Origin of the sequence: Xanthomonas campestris pv. campestris str. ATCC 33913, assembly GCF_000007145.1 — a bacterium.
Lineage (GTDB): Bacteria > Pseudomonadota > Gammaproteobacteria > Xanthomonadales > Xanthomonadaceae > Xanthomonas > Xanthomonas campestris.
Genome location: NC_003902.1, coordinates 2,781,268 through 2,798,456, shown reverse-complemented (window position 1 = coordinate 2,798,456; position 17,189 = coordinate 2,781,268). Strand labels below are relative to the sequence as shown.

Genomic DNA, 17,189 nt, shown 5'->3' with positions numbered 1-17,189 from the left:
AGGTGCGCAATATGGAGCGGGAACGGTCCCAGTGAGTATCAGCATCAATGACGTGGCCCGCGTGGCCGGGGTGTCCAAGTCCACGGTGTCGCGCGCCTTGGGCACCGGCCCGGTGAGCGAAGAAGTGCGCGCCAAGGTGGAAGCTGCGGTGCGCCAGACCGGCTATCGCCCCAACCTGATGGCGCGGCGATTGCGATCCCAGCACTCCGGCATCCTCGGGGTGATCGTGGCCGACATCCGCAACCCGTACTTCACCGCGCTGATCCGTGCTGTGGAAGAGGTCGCTTACAAGGCCGGTATGCGCGTGACCCTGTGCAATACCGATGAAGATCCCGAGCGCGAGGCGCTGTACCTGGAGCTGATGCAGGAAGAACGCATCACCGGGCTGATCTTCGCGCCCACCCGGGTCACGGTGGGGCGCATGCACGAGCTGGTACTGGATTACCCCACCGTGCTGGTGGACCGCGCCGGTCCCGGCAGCCGCTACGACAGCGTGGTGCTGGACAACGCCGCGGCCATGGCCGAACTGGTGGCGCATCTGCAGGCGCAGGGCTACCGCCGCATCGGCGGGTTGTTCGGCAGCACCAGCACTACCGCGGCCGAGCGCCGCGACGGCTACCTGGCAGCCATGCATGCCCAGGGCCTGGCACCGGACTACCGCGAGGTGGCACCCACCGCCGAGGCCGCGATTGCCGAACTGGAGCACTGGCTGGCCGCCGCCGACCGCCCCGAGGCCATCGTCACCAGTAACAGCCTGCTGCTGATGGGCGCATTGAAGGCCGCACGTACCGCCGGCCTGCGGCTGCCGCAGGACCTGGCGTTGGCGGGCTTCGATAACGAGCGCTGGACCGATCTGGTCGAACCCGGCATCACCGTGGTCGAACAGCCGGTGGAGGACATGGGCCGCGCCGCGATGTCGCTGCTGCTCGAACGCCTGGCCAGCCCGCAGCTGCCGATTCGCCGCATGGTGATGACCGGCCGCTGCGTGGTGCGTGGCTCCACCGGCGCCCGCAGGCCGGGTATCTAACTGTCCCGAAGTAGCGCCAGCGCCGGCCCAAAATCCTGGCTCGTCGCGCGTGCGGTGCCCTCACCGCTCGCGGGACACGCCGTGAACCCGTCCCTGGGGCGTTGCTGCTCGAACGCCTGGCCAGCCCGCAGCTGCCGATTCGCCGCATGGTGATGACCGGTCGCTGCGTGGTGCGCGGCTCCACCGGCGCCCGCAGGCCGGGTATCTAACTGTCCCGAAGTAGCGCCAGCGCCGGCCAAAAATCCTGGCTCGTCGCGCGTGCGGTGCCTCACCGCTCGCGGCACACGCCGTGAACCCGTCCCTGGGGTTCGGCGGCGGCATCCATGCCTCCACACGGTCCCGCAATCAGTAAGGACACCGCACCAGGACGTTGGTCGGTAGCCGGATAAAAAGCTGGTCGCCTCGCACGTTGCGTAGCCTTGCTGGCATGGTTCGCAGAACACGATAGCTGACGAATTAAAAGCGCGTCATGCCCTGCCCGCAACCATGCATACCAACCATCTCGACTGGTCCTTGCCCGCCTACCGTCGCGGGACCTTACGCGGCATGGATGCCGCGTAAGAGCCTACTTGCGGCGTGTCCCGCGAGCGTAGGCGGGTAAGGGCCCTGCACCGACGCCGCAGATCAGCGGCTCTACAACTGATCTCTCCGCACTGTCGAATCACTTCGATACGCTGAGGCGGTAAAGCTCCATCGCGCCCAAGGGCGCTCCTACGGAGTATCCCGCTTCGTCGCTGCAGCACACAAAAAAAGCCCCGGCATTGCCGGGGCTTTTTGGTTTACAGCGAACGCCTGACTCAACGATCCGGGCGGTGCGTGCCGCTGTCGTTCTGCACGGCCAGGTATTCCTTGGGCGGCTCGTCGAGCTTGTCGCCGAGCATGCGGCGGACCACCACGAAGAACAGCGGGATGAAGATCACGCCGAGCACGGTGGCGAACACCATGCCGCCGATCACGCCGGTACCGATGGAGTGACGCGAGTTGGCGCCGGCACCGGTGGAAATGGCCAGCGGCAACACACCCAGGATGAACGCGAACGAGGTCATCAGGATCGGGCGGAAGCGCAGATGCGCCGCTTCCAGCGTTGCCTCGCGCAGCGTCTTGCCGGCCGCGCGCTGCTCGACTGCGAACTCCACGATCAGGATCGCGTTCTTCGCCGCCAGGCCGATCACCGTGATCATGCCGATCTTGAAGTACAGATCGTTCGGCAGGCCACGCAGCATCGAGAAGGTGATCGCACCCAGCACGCCGATCGGCACCACCAACAGCACGGCCACCGGAATCGACCAGCTTTCGTACAGCGCCGCCAGGCAGAGGAACACCACCACCACCGACAACGCGAGCAGCAGCGTGGCGGCGTTACCGGCGATGATTTCCTGGTACGACATGCCGCTCCAGTCGAAGCCGAAGCCCGGCGGCAGATCGTTGTTGACGATCTCCTCCATGGCCTGCATCGCCTGGCCGGAGCTGCCGCCCGGGGCCGGGTTACCGACGATGTTCACCGCCGAATAGCCGTTGTAGCGGTTCAATGCCGGCGAGGCGTAGGTCCACTCGGCCTTGACCACGTTGCTCAGCGGGATCATCCCCGGCTGACCATCTGCACCGGTCGCCGTGCTGCTGGGGGTGAAGAAGTTACGCAGCGACTCGGGGCCGGTGCGGAACTGGTCGTCGGCACGGATGTTGACGCGCTTGATGCGGCCTTCGGAGAAGTAGTCGTTGACGTACACCGGGGCCAGCATCAGCTGGATCGAGCTGTAGATGTCGCTCACTTCCAGGCCCATCGACTGCGCCTGCACGCGGTCCACATGCAACTGCAGCTGCGGCGAGTTTTCCAGGCCGTTCGGGCGCACGCCCACCACGGTGTCCTGCTTCTGCGCCGCCTTGCCGAGCACGATGTTGCGGGCCTGGGTCAGCGCCTCCTGGCCTGCACCGGAACGGTCCTGCAGCCACATGTCGAAGCCGCCGAACTGGCCAAGACCCTGCACGGTGGGCAGGTTGACCACGAAGATCTGCGCGCCCTTGATGCCGTAGAAGGCACCGTTGAGTTGCTGGATCAACTGCTCGGCGGTGACGTCACGCTCTTCCCACGGCTTGAGCCGGATGAAGCCCATGCCGACGTTTTCGCCCGAACCCAGGAAGCTGAAGCCGGCGATCTGCAGCATGCCTTCCACGGCCGGCTGCTTTTCCAGCACCGCACGCATCTGCGCGAAGGCCTCGTTGGTGCGGATCTTGGTGGCACCCGGCGGCAGCTGCACGATGGCCACGGCAAAGCCCTGGTCTTCTTCCGGCAGGAAGCTGCCCGGCATGCGCGTGAACAGGAAGCCGCACAGCACCACCAGCACCACGAACACCACCATCCAGGCCGGCGAACGCTTGAGCGTGTTGCCGACCACGCCGACATAGCGATGCGCCAGCTTGTCGTAGTACTTGTCGAAGGTGCGGTAGATCCAGTTCTTCTTGTCCGAATGGGTGGACTTCAGGAACGCCGCGCACAGGGCCGGGGTGAAGCTCAACGCCAGGAACGCGGAGAACGCCATCGCCATCGCGATGGTCAATGCGAACTGCTTGTAGATCGCGCCCGAGGCGCCCGGCTGCATGGCCGAGGGAATGAACACCGCCGCCAGTACCACGGTGATGGCCACCACCGCGCCGGTGATCTGGGTCATCGCCTTCTGCGTGGCCGCCTTCGGCTCCAGGTGCTCCTCGCTCATGATGCGTTCGACGTTCTCGATCACCACGATCGCGTCGTCCACCACGATGCCGATCGCCAGCACCATCGCAAACAGCGTCAGCTGGTTGATGGTGAAGCCGATCACGTACATGCCGAAGAACGTGCCCAGCAGCGCCACCGGGATCACCAGGGTCGGGATGACCGTGGCGCGGAAGTTCTGCAGGAACAGCAGCATCACCAGGAACACCAGCACGATGGCTTCCACCAGCGTGTGCACCACTTCTTCGATGGAAATACGCACGAAGGTGGTGGACTCGTACGGCGCGAACCAGGTCACGCCCTGCGGGAAGGTGGGCTGCAGCTCGTCGAGCTTGGCACCGACCGCCTCGGAGACGTTCAGCGCATTGGCGCCCGGCAGCAACTGGATACCAAAGGCACCGGTCGGCTTGCCGTTGTACTGGGTGTCGAAGCCGTAGTTGCTTGGGCCCACCGTGACGCGTGCAACGTCTTTCAGACGCACCGTGGCACCGTTGTTATCGGTGCGCAGGATGATGTTTTCGAACTCCTGCGGCGAGCTGAAACGGCCTTCGGCCGAAACCGTCGCGGTGAAGCTGATGCCCTGCGGGGTGGGGTCGGCACCGACCGAACCGGCCGCGAACTGCACGTTCTGGTTACGCACCGCGGTCAGCACCTGGGTGGCCGACAGGTTGTAGCCCTGCAGCTTCTCCGGGTTCAACCAGATGTTCATGGCGTACTCGGCGCCGAACTGGTTGGTGCTGCCCACGCCGGGCACACGCGAGATCTGTTCGAGCACGCGCGAACCGACGATGTCGTTGAGCGCATCGCGGTCGATCGACGGGTTGTCCGAGCGCAGCGCGGCCACCATCAGGAAGCCGGCGTTGGCCTTGGCCACCACCACACCCTGTTGGGTCACTTCCGAAGGCAAGCGCGGCGTGGCCAGCGACACCTTGTTCTGCACCTGCACCTGCGCGATATCCGCGTCGGTGCCGGTTTCGAAGGTCAGCGTGATGGTCACGCGGCCGTTGGAGGCCGACGAGGAGTTGAAGTACAGCAGGTGGTCGATACCGGTGAGCTGCTGTTCGATGACCTGCGTCACCGCCTTTTCGGCGGTATCGGCGCTGGCACCGGGGAAGTTGGCGGTGACGGTGACCTGCGGCGGGGCGATCGTGGGGTACGACTCGATACCCAGATTCAGGATCGAGATCACGCCCGCGAGCGAGATCAGGATCGCCACCACCCAGGCAAAGACCGGGTGTTCGATAAAAAACTTAGGCATGGCGGGGTTCCGTCACTGCTGCTTGGACTGGGAATCGGACGGCTGGGCCGCGTCATCGGACTTGGGCTGTTCGCCAGCCGCCGGAGCGGCGGCGTCGGCCTTGCCGGCACCGGCCGGTGCGCCCTGGCCGGTGCCGGCCTGACCCGCGGCCGGGGCGGCACCCGGCGCACCGGGCTGGCCGCCTTGTGCGGGCTTGTTCGGATCCCACGGCACGCCCTTGGCGGGCTGGCCTTCCTTCGCCTTCTGCACGCCGTCGACGATGACCTGGTCGCCCGGTGCCATGCCGGCGGTGACGATCCACTGGCCTTTCTGCTGGCCGTCGACGGTGAGGTTCTTGCGGACCACCTTGCCGTCCTTGCCCAGCACCAGCGCGTAGGCGCCGGTGGCATCGCGCTGCAGCGCCTGCTGCGGCACGAGATAGGCGTTGTTGCGCTGGCCCAGGCTGGCCTTGAAGGTTACGAACGCGCCTGGCAGCAGCGCCATTTCCGGGTTGGGCAGGGTGGCGCGCAGCGACACCGCACCGGTGCTCGGGTCCACCGTCACCGCGGACACGTCCAGCGTGCCGGGGTGCGGGTACTGCGTGCCGTTGCCCAGCTCCACGTTGATGGTGGACTTGCCGTCGCCGCTGAGCTGCACATTGCCACTGCTCTGCGCCTGACGCAGTGCCGCCAGTTCTTCGCTGCTCATGGCGAAGTTCACGTACAGCGGGTCGATCTGGTCGACCGTGGTCAGCAAGGTGGCTTCACCCGACCCGACCAGCGCGCCTTCGGTGACGCGCTGAATGCCGGCGCGGCCGGTGATCGGCGAGGTCACGCTGGCGAAGCTGAGCTGGATGCTTGCGGACTCGACCACACCGCGCGCCTGCTGCACGCTGGCGCCGGACGAGCGCTCGGTGGCTTCGGCGGTGTCGATGTCGGCGCGCGAGACGTACTGCTGCGGCGCCAGGCTGCGCGCGCGCTGCGCGGCGATCTTGGCGTTGGCATAGGTGGCCTCGGCGGCAGCCAGCTGGCCCTGTGCCTGCAGCAGCGTTGCGCGCAGCGGCATCGGGTCGATCTCGAACAGCGGCTGGCCTTCCTTGACGTCGGTGCCTTCGGTGTACAGGCGCTTGAGCAGCACACCATCCACACGGGCGCGCACGTCGGCCGAGCGGAACGCCGAGAGGCGACCAACCAGGTCACGTTCCAGCGGCAGCGTCTGCGGTTTCATTTCCAGCACCGACACTTCCGGCGGCGGCGGAGCCTGCTGTTGTTCGGGCTTGCTGCAGGCAGCGAGCGCCACGGTGATGGCACAGGCCAGGCCGAAGGTGCGGAGCGGGGCAATCATGAGGAGGAACTCCGTTAGGGTCTTGAAGTGAGAAAGGAACGCGCGGGCGTCCGGGGCGGCGTGACCACCGCGGCGAACGCACGCATAAACGTGTCGACAGCGAACTGTGCCCACTGCTGCCTGGCGGGCAGGCCGGCGCGGTGTGGCACCTGAAAGCGCTGACGGTCGAAATCCAGGCCGACAATCATGCTGAGCAGCAGCTCGGCCATGAAGTGCGGATCGTCATGCCGCAGCTGACCGGCGTCGATCGCTTGTGCAAACCGCGACGCAAGTCGTTCCTGCATGCCAACCACGCCTTCATGGAAGATCTGCTGCGACTGGCCGGGGAACCGGTGCGATTCCGCCTCCACCAGACGGCAGGTCTGTAGCACATCCGGGCGATTGAGCCGGTCAAGATGGGCCAGCGCGAAGGCCAGCAGGTCTTCACGCAGGTCGCCGGTGGCGGTCCCGAGCGGCACCGTGGCCAGCTGCACGTGTTCCTGCAGCACATCGCGCAGCAGGTTTTCCTTGCAGCCGTAGTGGCTGTACAGGGTCTGCTTGGAACAGCCCGCGCGCTCGGCCACCGCCGTCATGCTCACCCGCATGCCGCGCTCGGCCAGCAGCGCGTGCACGGCAGCGTGGATACGGCGGTCGCAGTCCGAACGCCGGGCAGCACGGGGGGAACGAGGGGTCATGGCGGTAGACTATACCGTCCAGTTTAGTTTTTAAACAGCCTTGACGGCGCCCGTCTGGTCTGCGCAACTTTTCTGCGACCCAGGTCCGCAAGCCTTGCGCCGTCTGGCGCGCGGGCCATCGAGGCCCTCAAGAGGCGGTTGGGCGACGCTTCACTCCTGTAATGCGCCGCCGCCGGCGTTGCTTCAGTTTGCAAAAGCCGTGGCCTGCCTGCGTTTGCGCTATGCAGCAAGGCGTCGTCATCGTGCATCGGTACAATTCAGGTTTTCCACCGAGCATCCCAGCTCTCTCATGACAGCCAAGAAAGCCGCTTCGAACTCGTCCACGACGTCAGCCAAGCCGGTCGCCGAACGTGCCGTCCCCGTGGTCGCCACTGCTCCGCAGGCGATCACCCTCGAGCCGGTGTTTGCCGCATTGCGCAAGCGCTACCCGGCCGCGCGTCAGTCGGAAGTGCAGCTGTTCGCCGCCGATTTCTACCGCCGCATGGAAGAAGACGAGTTTCCCAACCACCCGCCGGAACAGTGGGCGGCGCTGGCGGCAGACATGCTGGAGTTTGCGCGCACGCGCAAGGCCGGCACGGTCAATGTGCGGGTGTTCAACCCGACCCTGAAGAGCCACGGCTACGAGTCGCCGCACACGCTGCTGCAGATCGTCAACGACGACATGCCGTTTCTGGTGGACTCGGTGAGCATGACGTTGTCCGAACTGGGGATCGGTGTGCACGTGCTTGGCCACCCGGTGCTGCGCATTGCGCGCGACAAGGGCGGCAAGCTCACCGCAGTGGGCGAGGGCAAGAGCGAATCGCTGATGGTGTTGGAGATCGACCGCCAGCCGGCCGACGAAATGCCCAAGGTGGAGGCGGCCATCCGCAAGGTGCTGGCCGAAGTGCGCGCGATCGTGCATGACTGGGCGGCAATGCGCGAAAAGATGGTGATGCTGGCCGACGACCTGGCCACGCGTCGCTTGCCGATGGACGACATCAGCCGCCACGAAGCGCAGGAATTCCTGCGCTGGGCGGCCTCGGACCACTTCACCTTCTTCGGCTACCGCGAATACCGTGTGGAGAAGCAGGACGGTCAGGAGATGCTGGCGCCGGTGGAAGAAAGCGGCCTGGGCCTGATGCGCGGGCATGACATTTCGCCGGCACGGCCGGTGACCTCATTGGCCGCGCATGGCCTGAACACCTCGGCCAAGCTCAAGGATGCGCTGATCCTGACCAAGACCAATGCACGCTCGCGCGTGCATCGGGTAGGCTACATGGATTACATCGGCATCCTGGAATTCGATGCCAAGGGCCGCATCGTCGGCGAGCAGCGGTTCCTGGGTCTGTTCACTTCCAGCGCGTACAACCGCCGTCCGTGGGAAATCCCGCTGGTGCGCCAGCGCTACGAATACGTGATGAGCAAGTCCGGGCTGACCCCGAGCAGCCATAGCGGCAAGGCGTTGCGCCACATCCTGGAAAAGCTGCCGCGCGAGGAGCTGTTCCAGTCCAACCAGGACGAGCTGTATCGCACCGCGATCGGCATCCTGGGGCTGCAGGAGCGCGTGCGCAGCCGCATGTTCCTGCGTCGCGACAAATACAGCCGGTTTATTTCCGCGCTGGTGTACATCCCGCGCGAGCGCTTCAACACCGATGTGCGTCTGCGCATCGAAGCGCTGCTGAAAGACGCACTGCATGGCGAGTACATCGATTCCAGCGTGGTGCTGGGCGAATCGCCGTTGGCGCAGTTGCACTTGATCGTGCGTGCCAAGAGTGGTGAGGCGCTGGAGTTCGACACCACCGCGCTGGAAGCCCGCCTGGCGCACGTGCTGCGCAACTGGCACGACGCCTTGCGCGAGGCCTTGGTGGCCCGTCATGGCGAAGCGCATGGCCTGCGTATGGCGGCCAATTTCGGCCGCGCGCTGCCGGCCGGTTACATCGAGGATTCGTCGATCGAATCGGCGGTCGCCGACGTCGAACACCTGGCCGCGCTGGATGGCCCTAACGATCTGCATCTGAGCCTGCAGGAAGTGCGCCGCGATAGCGCGGTGCGCCTGGATACCGGCGACGGCCTGCGCCTGAAGCTGTACCGCCAGCTCGACGACATCCCGTTGTCCGACGCGATGCCGATGATGGAAAACATGGGCCTGCGGGTGATCTCCGAGCGCCCGTACCGCTTGCAGGTCAGCGACACGCCGGTCTACATCCAGGACTTCGAGGTTGAATCCACCGCCGGCCACATCGACGCCAGCAGCGCCGATGCGGCGTTTGGCGAGGCGTTCGAGCGCATCTGGAATGGCGATGCGGAAAACGACGGTTTCAACCGGCTGATCCTGGCTGCCGGCCTGCATTGGCGCCAGGTCGCGCTGCTGCGCGGCTACTGCAAATACCTGCTGCAAACGGCCACGCCGTTCTCGCAGGCGTATGTCGAGGCAACCTTTACCCGTTACCCGCTGCTGGCCCGCCTGCTGGTGGAATTGTTCGAAGCACGCTTCGACCCGTCCACCGGCGGTGAAACCAAGGCACAGATTCTTGCCGGACAGGAGCGCCTGCGCGAGCAGCTGTCGGTGCTGGCCGACGGCGACGAGGCCACGCTCAAGGCACTGGAACCGGTGCTGCAGGCGCGCGGCAGCGACCGCGCCGCGCAGCAGGAGGCCACCCGCGCCACCTTGCTCAAGCTGATGGACCGCGTCTCCAGCCTGGACGAAGACCGCATCCTGCGCAGCTTCATCGACGTGATCGACGCAACGCTGCGCACCAACTACTACCAGACCAGCAAGGACGGCAAGCACGGCCATTGCATCAGCTTCAAGCTGGACTCGTCGCTGGTGCCGGACCTGCCCAAGCCGCGCCCGTACCGCGAGATCTTCGTCTACGGCCCGCGCGTGGAAGGTGTGCACCTGCGCTTTGGCGCGGTGGCGCGTGGCGGCCTGCGTTGGTCGGACCGCCGCGAGGATTTCCGTACCGAGGTGCTGGGCCTGGTCAAGGCGCAGATGGTCAAGAACACCGTCATCGTGCCGGTCGGCGCCAAGGGCGGTTTCTACGTCAAGCGCTCGCCGGTGGGCGGCGATCGCGATGCGATCCAGGCCGAAGGCATCGCCTGCTACAAACTGTTTATCCAGAGCCTGCTGGACATTACCGACAACATTGTCGGCGGCAAGATCGTGCCGCCGACGCAGGTGGTACGTCATGACCAGGACGACCCGTACCTGGTGGTGGCGGCCGACAAGGGCACGGCGACTTTCTCCGACATCGCCAATGGCCTCGCGCTGGACCACGGCTTCTGGATGGGCGATGCATTCGCCTCCGGTGGCTCGGTCGGTTACGACCACAAGGGCATGGGCATCACCGCGCGCGGTGCGTGGGAGTCGGTCAAGCGCCACTTCCGTGCACTGGGACGCGATTGCCAGAGCCAGGATTTCAGCGTGGTCGGCATCGGTGACATGTCCGGCGACGTGTTCGGCAACGGCATGCTGTTGTCGCGCCACATCCGCCTGCTGGCGGCGTTCGATCACCGGCATATTTTTCTGGACCCGAACCCGGATGCGGCGGTGTCCTTCGCCGAACGTGAGCGGCTGTTCGCGTTGCCGCGTTCCAGCTGGGCCGATTACGACGCCAAGCTGATCAGCGCCGGTGGCGGCATCTACCCGCGCACGCTCAAGTCGATCGAACTCAGCGCACCGGTGCGCGAGGCGCTGGGGCTGGACGCCAGCGTCAAGCAGCTGTCGCCGAATGAGCTGATGAACGCCATCCTCAAGGCGCCGGTGGACCTGTTCTGGAACGGCGGCATCGGCACCTACGTCAAGGCGTCCAGCGAGTCGCACGGCGACGTCGGCGACCGCGCCAACAACGGCCTGCGCGTCAATGGTGGCGAGCTGCGCTGCAAGGTGGTGGGCGAGGGCGGTAATTTGGGCTTGACCCAGCTTGGCCGCATCGAGGCCGCGCAGACCGGCGTGTTGCTCAACACCGACTTCATCGACAACTCGGCCGGCGTGGACACCTCCGATCACGAGGTGAACATCAAGATCCTGCTCAACGATGTGGTTCAGGCCAAGAAGCTCACCTACGACGCGCGCAACAAGCTGCTGGCGTCGATGACCAACGAAGTGGCCGACCTGGTGCTGTGGGACAACTACCGCCAGAACCAGGCCATCAGCCTGATGGAGCGGATGAGCGTCAAACGCCTGGGTTCCAAGCAGCATTTCATTCGCACGCTGGAGCTGCAGGGCCTGCTGGATCGGCAGATCGAATACCTGCCTTCCGACGCCGAGCTGTCTGCCCGCAAGGCACGCGGGCAGGGCATGACCCGGCCGGAGCTGTCGGTGCTGCTGTCGTACTCCAAGCTGGTGGCGTTCCAGCAATTGCTGGAATCGGATATCCCCGAGGACCCGTACCTGTCCAAGGAGCTGCAGCGGTATTTCCCGCAGCCGCTGCAGAAGAAGTACGCCGATGCGATGGAGCGCCACCGCCTCAAGCGCGAGATCATCGCCACCGCGGTGACCAACACCACCATCAATCGCATGGGCGCCACCTTCCTGATGCGCATGCAGGAAGACACCGGCCGCAGCATTGCCGAGGTGGCCAAGGCCTACACCATCAGCCGCGAAACGCTGGATGCGCGCGCGCTGTGGACGCAGATCGACGCGCTGGACGGCAAGGTGCCTGAATCGGTACAGATCGACGCGCTGGAAGTGATCTGGCGCCTGCAGCGCTCGTTCGTGCGCTGGTTGTTGTCGCGCCCGGGCCAGATGCCGGGGATCACTGCGGCGGTGGAGCGCTACCACGGCCCGTTCAACGACATCCGCGTGGCCTCCGGCGTGCTGCCGGATTCGCAGCGCCCGGTGTACGAAGCCAGCGTGCAGGAATGGCAGGAGAAGGGGCTCACGCCCGAGCTGGCGCAACAGCTGTGCGAGTTGCGTTACCTGGAACCGGCCTTCGACATCATCGAACTGGCGCGCACGCGCAAGCTCAAGCCGGTGGAAGTCTCCAAGGTGCATTTCCGTCTTGGCGAAGCGCTGCGTCTGCCGTGGCTGTTCGAGCAGATCGACGCGCTGGAGGTCAACGGCCGTTGGCACGCGGTGGCACGTGGCGTGCTGCGTGACGAGCTGGCCGCGCACCAGCGCACGCTGGCCGGTCAGGTGTTGTCGATGCCCGGCGCCAGTGCCGAGGACAAGGTGGCCAACTGGCTGGCACGCGATGACTCCAGCCTGCGTTTCACCCTGGCGATGCTGAGCGATGTGGCCGAGCAGAAGACGCTCGACTACCCGACCGTGTCGGTGGCCGTGCAGCGGTTGGGGCAGTTGGCTGCGCACGGCGTGTAATCGCAGGTGTGGCATGACGGCGAAGTTGCGGCTTCGCCGTCGTGCGTTTGGTGAGCGGTAGCGTTGCGGGTGATGGCCGGGTGCTTTCGGCCTTTCAGGCGTGCCGGTGTCCTGCGTGATTAGCGTGACCACGCCTGGCAGGAACAACGGCGGCGGCGGCTTACGTGTTGCTGCACCCAGGACGCAACGTCTGCGTGCTCCGCGTCGCCTGACGCTCTGATTTGAAAAGCGCTCGCATGCAGTTGCCGGCGCTTTTTTTTGCGCGTCATTCGTGTCACGCGACGCATGACGATGCGCAGAAAACGCCTTGTTCAAACCCGCAACGATTCCTGCTCTAGCAGGGTGAATCGCTTGCGCCATTCGCGCGGGCTGGTCTGGAATGCCTGGTTGAAGCGCTGCCGGAACGACACTGCGCTTTTGTAACCGGATTGTTCGGCCACCTGCTCGATCGACAGCGCGGTGGATTCGAGCAGATCCTTGGCACGCCGCAGGCGTTCGGCGCCCAGCCATTCACCCACGGTCATGCCGGTGGCCTTGTGGAAGCGGCGGGTGAACGAGCGTCGGCTCATCGCCACACGCTCGGCCAGTGCATCCAGCGCATGATCCTGCTGCAGATCCGCGCGCATGAAGTCCAGCAGCCGGCTCAGTGCCGCATCCTGTGGCGAGGCGGGCACGGGCTGATCGATGTACTGCGCCTGGCCACCGTCGCGATGCTGCGGCAGCACCATCATGCGTGCGATCGCATTGGCCTGGCGCGCGCCACACAGCTTGCGCACCAGATACATGCAGCAATCCAGCGCCGCACCGGTTCCTGCCGAGGTCACGATGCGCTGCTCATCGACGTAAAGCGCATTCATGTCCAGCCGAACGCGCGGAAAGCGGTGGTGGAAATCGGCCTCGGCATGCCAATGCGTCGAAGCCAGCTTTCCATCCAGCAGGCCCGCATAAGCCAGCGCATAGGCACCGTAGCAAAGGCCCACCACGTGCGCGCCGCGCTGAGTCGCCGCGACCAGCGCGGCGCGCAGTGCGGCGCTGGGAGCACGGTCCAGATCGGCCCAGCCGGGAACGATGAGCACCTCCGCCTGATCCAGCAGGCTCAGGTCGCCGTCCGGCGTGACGCCCACTTGGCCTCCGGCCAGCGCGACACGCGTGTCTTCGGCGGCGATGCGCAGCGTAAACAGCGGGCGATCGTCCGGCTGCAGGTCGAAGATCATCATCGGCACCGACAGATGAAAGGGACTGATGCCCGCTGGCGCCACCACCACGACCGAGATCGGCGCAGGGCTAGGAGGGACTGAACGTTGCGCGCGCATGGCCCGATCTCATCGATGTTGGTCTCGCAGGCCAGTATCGGTGCGAGGGTGTCGCCGTCAAGCTGTAGCGGTGGGTTTCGGAAGCGACATCAACCGCTGCATCGGCTGCTTTCGTGCCGCTGCGCATCACCGAGATCCCGTTGCGCCGCTGCACACCGGCGTGTGGCTGGCCACACCCGGCAACACCCTGACATTCGAGGAGCAACACATGAGCACTGCATTGATCGTGGTGGATATCCAGAACGATTACTTCCCCGGTGGCCGTTTCCCGCTCGAGAACAGCGAGCAGGCATTGGCCAGCGCCCTGGAGCACATTGCGCAGGCCAAGCAGGCCGGCCAAGTGGTGATCGGCATCCGGCACACCGCACCGGGCGATGGCCCGCTCCTTGCCGATGGCAGTGTGGGCGCCGAGTTTCATCCGGCGATTGCCGCGGCGCTCGAAGGCTGCACGGTGATCGAGAAGCATCAGGCCGATAGCTTCCTGGGCACCTCGCTCGGACAGACGCTTGCCGGTGCGAATGTTGCAGCGATCCAGCTTGCCGGCATGATGACGCAGCACTGCATCACCCACACCGCGTTGTCGCCGGACGCCGCTGGTTTTGATGTGGCGATCATCGCTGCGGCCTGCGCGGCGCCAACGGCGGTGATCAGCGACGTTGCGCTGTCCGGCCTGGCGGGGCGTTGCACGGTGCTGTGATCTGGGGTGCTGGTTGCTGCGGCCTGCAGGCGCGCAACCACCGCAGCGTCGCGCGCCTGATCAGCCATCACGCGATGACAGGCGCGCGCTCAGCCAAGTGCAGTGCGTCGCCACGGCGACGCAGGCTCAGGCGCGATGCCCGCTCATTTCCTGCCCGGCATGCTTGTCGAAGCGCACGTGCCACCACGTGGCGCTGAGCGAGATCAGGCTGACCACGCAGAACGCCAGCGAAAAATCGCGTTGCTGCGGCTGCGGGTGATCGCCCGCCAGCATCGCCAGCTTGAGGATCATCGCGCCGGCACACACACCGACCGACAGCATCAATTGCTGCAGCGTGGTGTACAGGCTGCTGGCGCGGCCCATGCGCGCGGCCGGCACGTTTTCGTAGGCGATGGTGTTGTAGGCGGCAAACTGGAACGACATGAACGCCCCGCAGCACAGCAGCAAACCGAACATCAGCGCCGGCGGCCAGTCTGGCCTGAACAGCGCGCACACCATGTAGCCCAGGCTGGCCAGTACGCCGTTGCCGATCAGGCTGTTGCGGTAGCCGAAGCGGCGCAGCAATTGCGGGGTGATGCTGCGCATCAGCAGCGCGCCCAGCGCGGTGGCCAGGATCAGCCGCCCGCTGCGCGCGGCGCTGAAGCCGAAGCTGATCTGGAACAGCAGCGGCAGCAGGAACGGATGCGCGCCCTGGGTAATGCGCATCAGCGCGCCACCGATCACCGACAGCCGGAACGAGTCGATCCGCAGCAGGCTCAGATCCAGCAACGGTGCCGGATGCTGGCGCGCATGCCACAGATAGCCCAGCGCCGTGGCACCACCGATGGCCAGCAGCCAGCTGGCGCGCGGGATGCCATCTTCCTGGCTGACCATTTCCAGCCCGAACAGCAGGCAGCCCAGGGCGGTGCCGCACAGCACGAAGCCGCGCAGATCAAAGCGCGCGGGTGCAGATTCGCTGGGAATGTCCGGAATGAAGCGCCGCACCAGCAAAAAGCCGGTGATGCCGATTGGCACGTTGATGTAGAAGATCCAGCGCCAGTCCAGGTAGGACACGAAGAACCCGCCCAGCGGCGGCCCAAGCATCGGGCCGATGAAGGCCGGCACCAGCGTCCAGGCCATTGCGGACACCAGGTGGCGGCGCTCCACGGTGCGCAGTAGGATCAGCCGCCCGAGCGGGGCCATCATCGCGCCGCCGGCGCCCTGCAGCACCCGCGCGGCCACCATGGTCGGCAGGCTGTCGGCCAGCGAGCACAGGATGGAGCCGCCAATGAATACCCAGATGGAGGCGCTGAACACGCGACGCAGCCCGAAGCGGTCAGCGATCGCGCCGCTGGCCGGGATCAGCACCGCCAGCGCCAGCAGGTAGCTGGTCATGGCGATGCTCATCGCCGGCGCGGCCACGCCGAAATCGCGCGCCAGGGTCGGCAGTGCCGTCGCCAGCACGGTCGCATCCATCTGCTCCATGAAAATGGCGCAGGCCAGGATCAGCGAGATGATGCGGTAATCGGGATAACGCGGCGCCGGCGCCGCGCCGGCCTCGGACACGCTGGAGGACATCGGAGTCTCGGTTGCGGGGCCGCTGCAACAGCACGGTGCGACGGCTGGAGCGGCCCGCGTCGCACGGTGTTGTGCGGCGCAACATGGGCATTGTCCGCCTGCCGGCCAGATGGTTCAAGCACGCAGCGGGCAACATTGCGTGCGCAATGTGGCGCTTTTCAAGCGCCTGCCCGACTAGGCGAGACCGTTGGCCAGCGATCGCCCGAGCTCTCGCCATCTCGCACGACAGACGCACCGCCTGGCGAATCCGAGTGCGCGCTACAGCACCAAAATCAACAACGCCCTGATGGACCCCCCATTCCCGATTCCCAACTCCCGATTCCCATCTCTCAACGCTCCCGATCCCAGGCGTCCTTGATCTGCAGCATCTGCGGCAGGGCATCGCGAAACGCGTGCACCAGGCGCGGCTCCAGTTGCTTCCCGGCCATGCTGTCGAGCTTGCGCATGGCATCTTCCACCGCCCACGGCGCTTTGTAGGCGCGGCGCCCGCACAGTGCATCGAACACATCGGCCACCGCCACGATGCGGGCGGCTTCGGGGATGGCATCGCCCGCCACGCCCTGCGGATAACCGCTGCCGTCCCAGCATTCGTGGTGGTGCAGGGCGATATCGGCAGCCAGCTGGAACAGCGGCCCGCGGCCGTGCCGCAGCAGGTCGTGGCCCACCTGGGGATGCTGGCGCACCACCTCGCGCTCGTGCTCGTCCAGGGTATCGGGCTTGTGCAGGATGCTGCCGGGCACGACGATCTTGCCGGCGTCATGCAGCGGCGCGGCATCTTCCAGCAGCTGTGCCTGCGCGGGTGGCCAGCCGACTTTCTCCGCTAGCAGGCGCGCATAGGCAGCCATGCGCCAGATATGCGCGCCGGTGTCCGCGTCCTGGCCCTGGCCGGCGGTGCCCAGCAGATGGATGGCGTCGCGGTATTGCTGCGCCAGGCGCGCATTTTCGGCCAGGGTCAGATGCGTGGCGATGCGCGCCTTGAGCAAGGCGGCGGAGTAGGGCCGGCTCACGTAATCGGCGGCGCCTGCCTCCAGGCCGGTGCGCTCGTCGTGCTCGGTACTGCGCGAGGTCACGAACAGGATCGGGATGGCGGTGCTGTCCGGGTCCTGCTTGAGTGTGCGCGCCACTGCGTAGCCATCCATGTCCGGCAGTTCCACGTCCAGCAGGATCAGCGCCGGCGCATGCCGCGCCACCGCATCCAGGGCTTCACCGCCGGATTTGGCGAATACCAGTGGATAGTCGTCGCGCAGCAACTGGCGCAGGGTGGCCAGATTGCTGGATTCATCGTCAACGCAGAGCAGGGGACGGGCTGGCATGCGGAATCCTTGCGAACC

General features: G+C 65.9%; 9 protein-coding genes and 1 pseudogene. 4 read left to right on the top strand and 6 right to left on the bottom strand.

Annotated features, from left to right (window positions below; genetic code table 11):
- Window positions 1-31: 31 nt before the first annotated feature.
- Window positions 32-1,027 carry a LacI family DNA-binding transcriptional regulator gene (locus XCC_RS12325; RefSeq protein ID WP_011037512.1) on the top strand — a complete coding sequence of 332 codons (996 nt, stop codon included), beginning with the start codon at window positions 32-34 and terminating at the stop codon, window positions 1,025-1,027.
- 98 nt (window positions 1,028-1,125) lie between these two features.
- A pseudogene (locus tag XCC_RS12320) lies at window positions 1,126-1,236 on the top strand (LacI family transcriptional regulator); the annotation flags it as partial.
- A 588-nt stretch (window positions 1,237-1,824) separates the two neighbouring features.
- On the opposite strand, the gene XCC_RS12315 reads toward XCC_RS12320, so the two are convergent.
- The 3 genes from XCC_RS12315 to XCC_RS12305 are packed head-to-tail and all read right to left on the bottom strand — an operon-like array spanning window position 1,825 to window position 6,992.
- Window positions 1,825-4,995, bottom strand: a complete 3,171-nt coding sequence (locus tag XCC_RS12315) for a multidrug efflux RND transporter permease subunit (RefSeq protein WP_011037511.1) — start codon at window positions 4,993-4,995, stop codon at window positions 1,825-1,827.
- A 12-nt stretch (window positions 4,996-5,007) separates the two neighbouring features.
- Window positions 5,008-6,318, bottom strand: a complete 1,311-nt coding sequence (locus tag XCC_RS12310) for an efflux RND transporter periplasmic adaptor subunit (protein WP_011037510.1) — start codon at window positions 6,316-6,318, stop codon at window positions 5,008-5,010.
- 14 nt (window positions 6,319-6,332) lie between these two features.
- Window positions 6,333-6,992, bottom strand: coding sequence for a TetR/AcrR family transcriptional regulator (locus XCC_RS12305; RefSeq protein ID WP_011037509.1), 660 nt, complete (start codon window positions 6,990-6,992; stop codon window positions 6,333-6,335).
- Window positions 6,993-7,281: 289 nt separating this feature from the next.
- Between XCC_RS12305 and XCC_RS12300 the strand changes: the two genes are divergently transcribed.
- Entirely contained in the window at window positions 7,282-12,291 is a 5,010-nt protein-coding gene (locus tag XCC_RS12300) for an NAD-glutamate dehydrogenase (RefSeq protein WP_011037508.1), read from the top strand.
- A gap of 311 nt (window positions 12,292-12,602) precedes the next feature.
- Here the strand turns inward: XCC_RS12300 and XCC_RS12295 are convergent, their stop codons facing one another.
- Complete coding sequence (locus XCC_RS12295; protein WP_011037507.1) at window positions 12,603-13,604, bottom strand: GlxA family transcriptional regulator; 1,002 nt, start codon at window positions 13,602-13,604, stop codon at window positions 12,603-12,605.
- Between the two features lie 208 nt (window positions 13,605-13,812).
- Here XCC_RS12295 and XCC_RS12290 point away from each other — a divergent pair, with 208 nt between their 5' ends.
- Window positions 13,813-14,301: an isochorismatase family protein gene (locus XCC_RS12290; RefSeq protein WP_011037506.1), complete on the top strand. Its 489-nt coding sequence runs from the start codon at window positions 13,813-13,815 to the stop codon at window positions 14,299-14,301.
- A gap of 126 nt (window positions 14,302-14,427) precedes the next feature.
- On the opposite strand, the gene XCC_RS12285 is transcribed toward XCC_RS12290, so the two are convergent.
- Together XCC_RS12285 and XCC_RS12280 are read right to left on the bottom strand one after the other, a co-directional pair.
- The gene (locus tag XCC_RS12285; protein WP_011037505.1) at window positions 14,428-15,858 is read right to left on the bottom strand and encodes a DHA2 family efflux MFS transporter permease subunit; all 1,431 of its coding nucleotides are present in this window, start codon (window positions 15,856-15,858) and stop codon (window positions 14,428-14,430) included.
- A 329-nt stretch (window positions 15,859-16,187) separates the two neighbouring features.
- Complete coding sequence (locus XCC_RS12280; RefSeq protein ID WP_011037504.1) at window positions 16,188-17,171, bottom strand: HD-GYP domain-containing protein; 984 nt, start codon at window positions 17,169-17,171, stop codon at window positions 16,188-16,190.
- Window positions 17,172-17,189: the final 18 nt, after the last annotated feature.

Coding starts and splice junctions, on each gene's coding strand:
- XCC_RS12305 (WP_011037509.1), bottom strand. CDS start 6,992: ATGACCCCTCGTTCCCCCCGTGCTGCCCGGCGTTCGGACTGCGACCGC.
- XCC_RS12280 (WP_011037504.1), bottom strand. CDS start 17,171: ATGCCAGCCCGTCCCCTGCTCTGCGTTGACGATGAATCCAGCAATCTG.
- XCC_RS12300 (WP_011037508.1), top strand. CDS start 7,282: ATGACAGCCAAGAAAGCCGCTTCGAACTCGTCCACGACGTCAGCCAAG.
- XCC_RS12315 (WP_011037511.1), bottom strand. CDS start 4,995: ATGCCTAAGTTTTTTATCGAACACCCGGTCTTTGCCTGGGTGGTGGCG.
- XCC_RS12295 (WP_011037507.1), bottom strand. CDS start 13,604: ATGCGCGCGCAACGTTCAGTCCCTCCTAGCCCTGCGCCGATCTCGGTC.
- XCC_RS12285 (WP_011037505.1), bottom strand. CDS start 15,858: ATGTCCTCCAGCGTGTCCGAGGCCGGCGCGGCGCCGGCGCCGCGTTAT.
- XCC_RS12310 (WP_011037510.1), bottom strand. CDS start 6,318: ATGATTGCCCCGCTCCGCACCTTCGGCCTGGCCTGTGCCATCACCGTG.
- XCC_RS12290 (WP_011037506.1), top strand. CDS start 13,813: ATGAGCACTGCATTGATCGTGGTGGATATCCAGAACGATTACTTCCCC.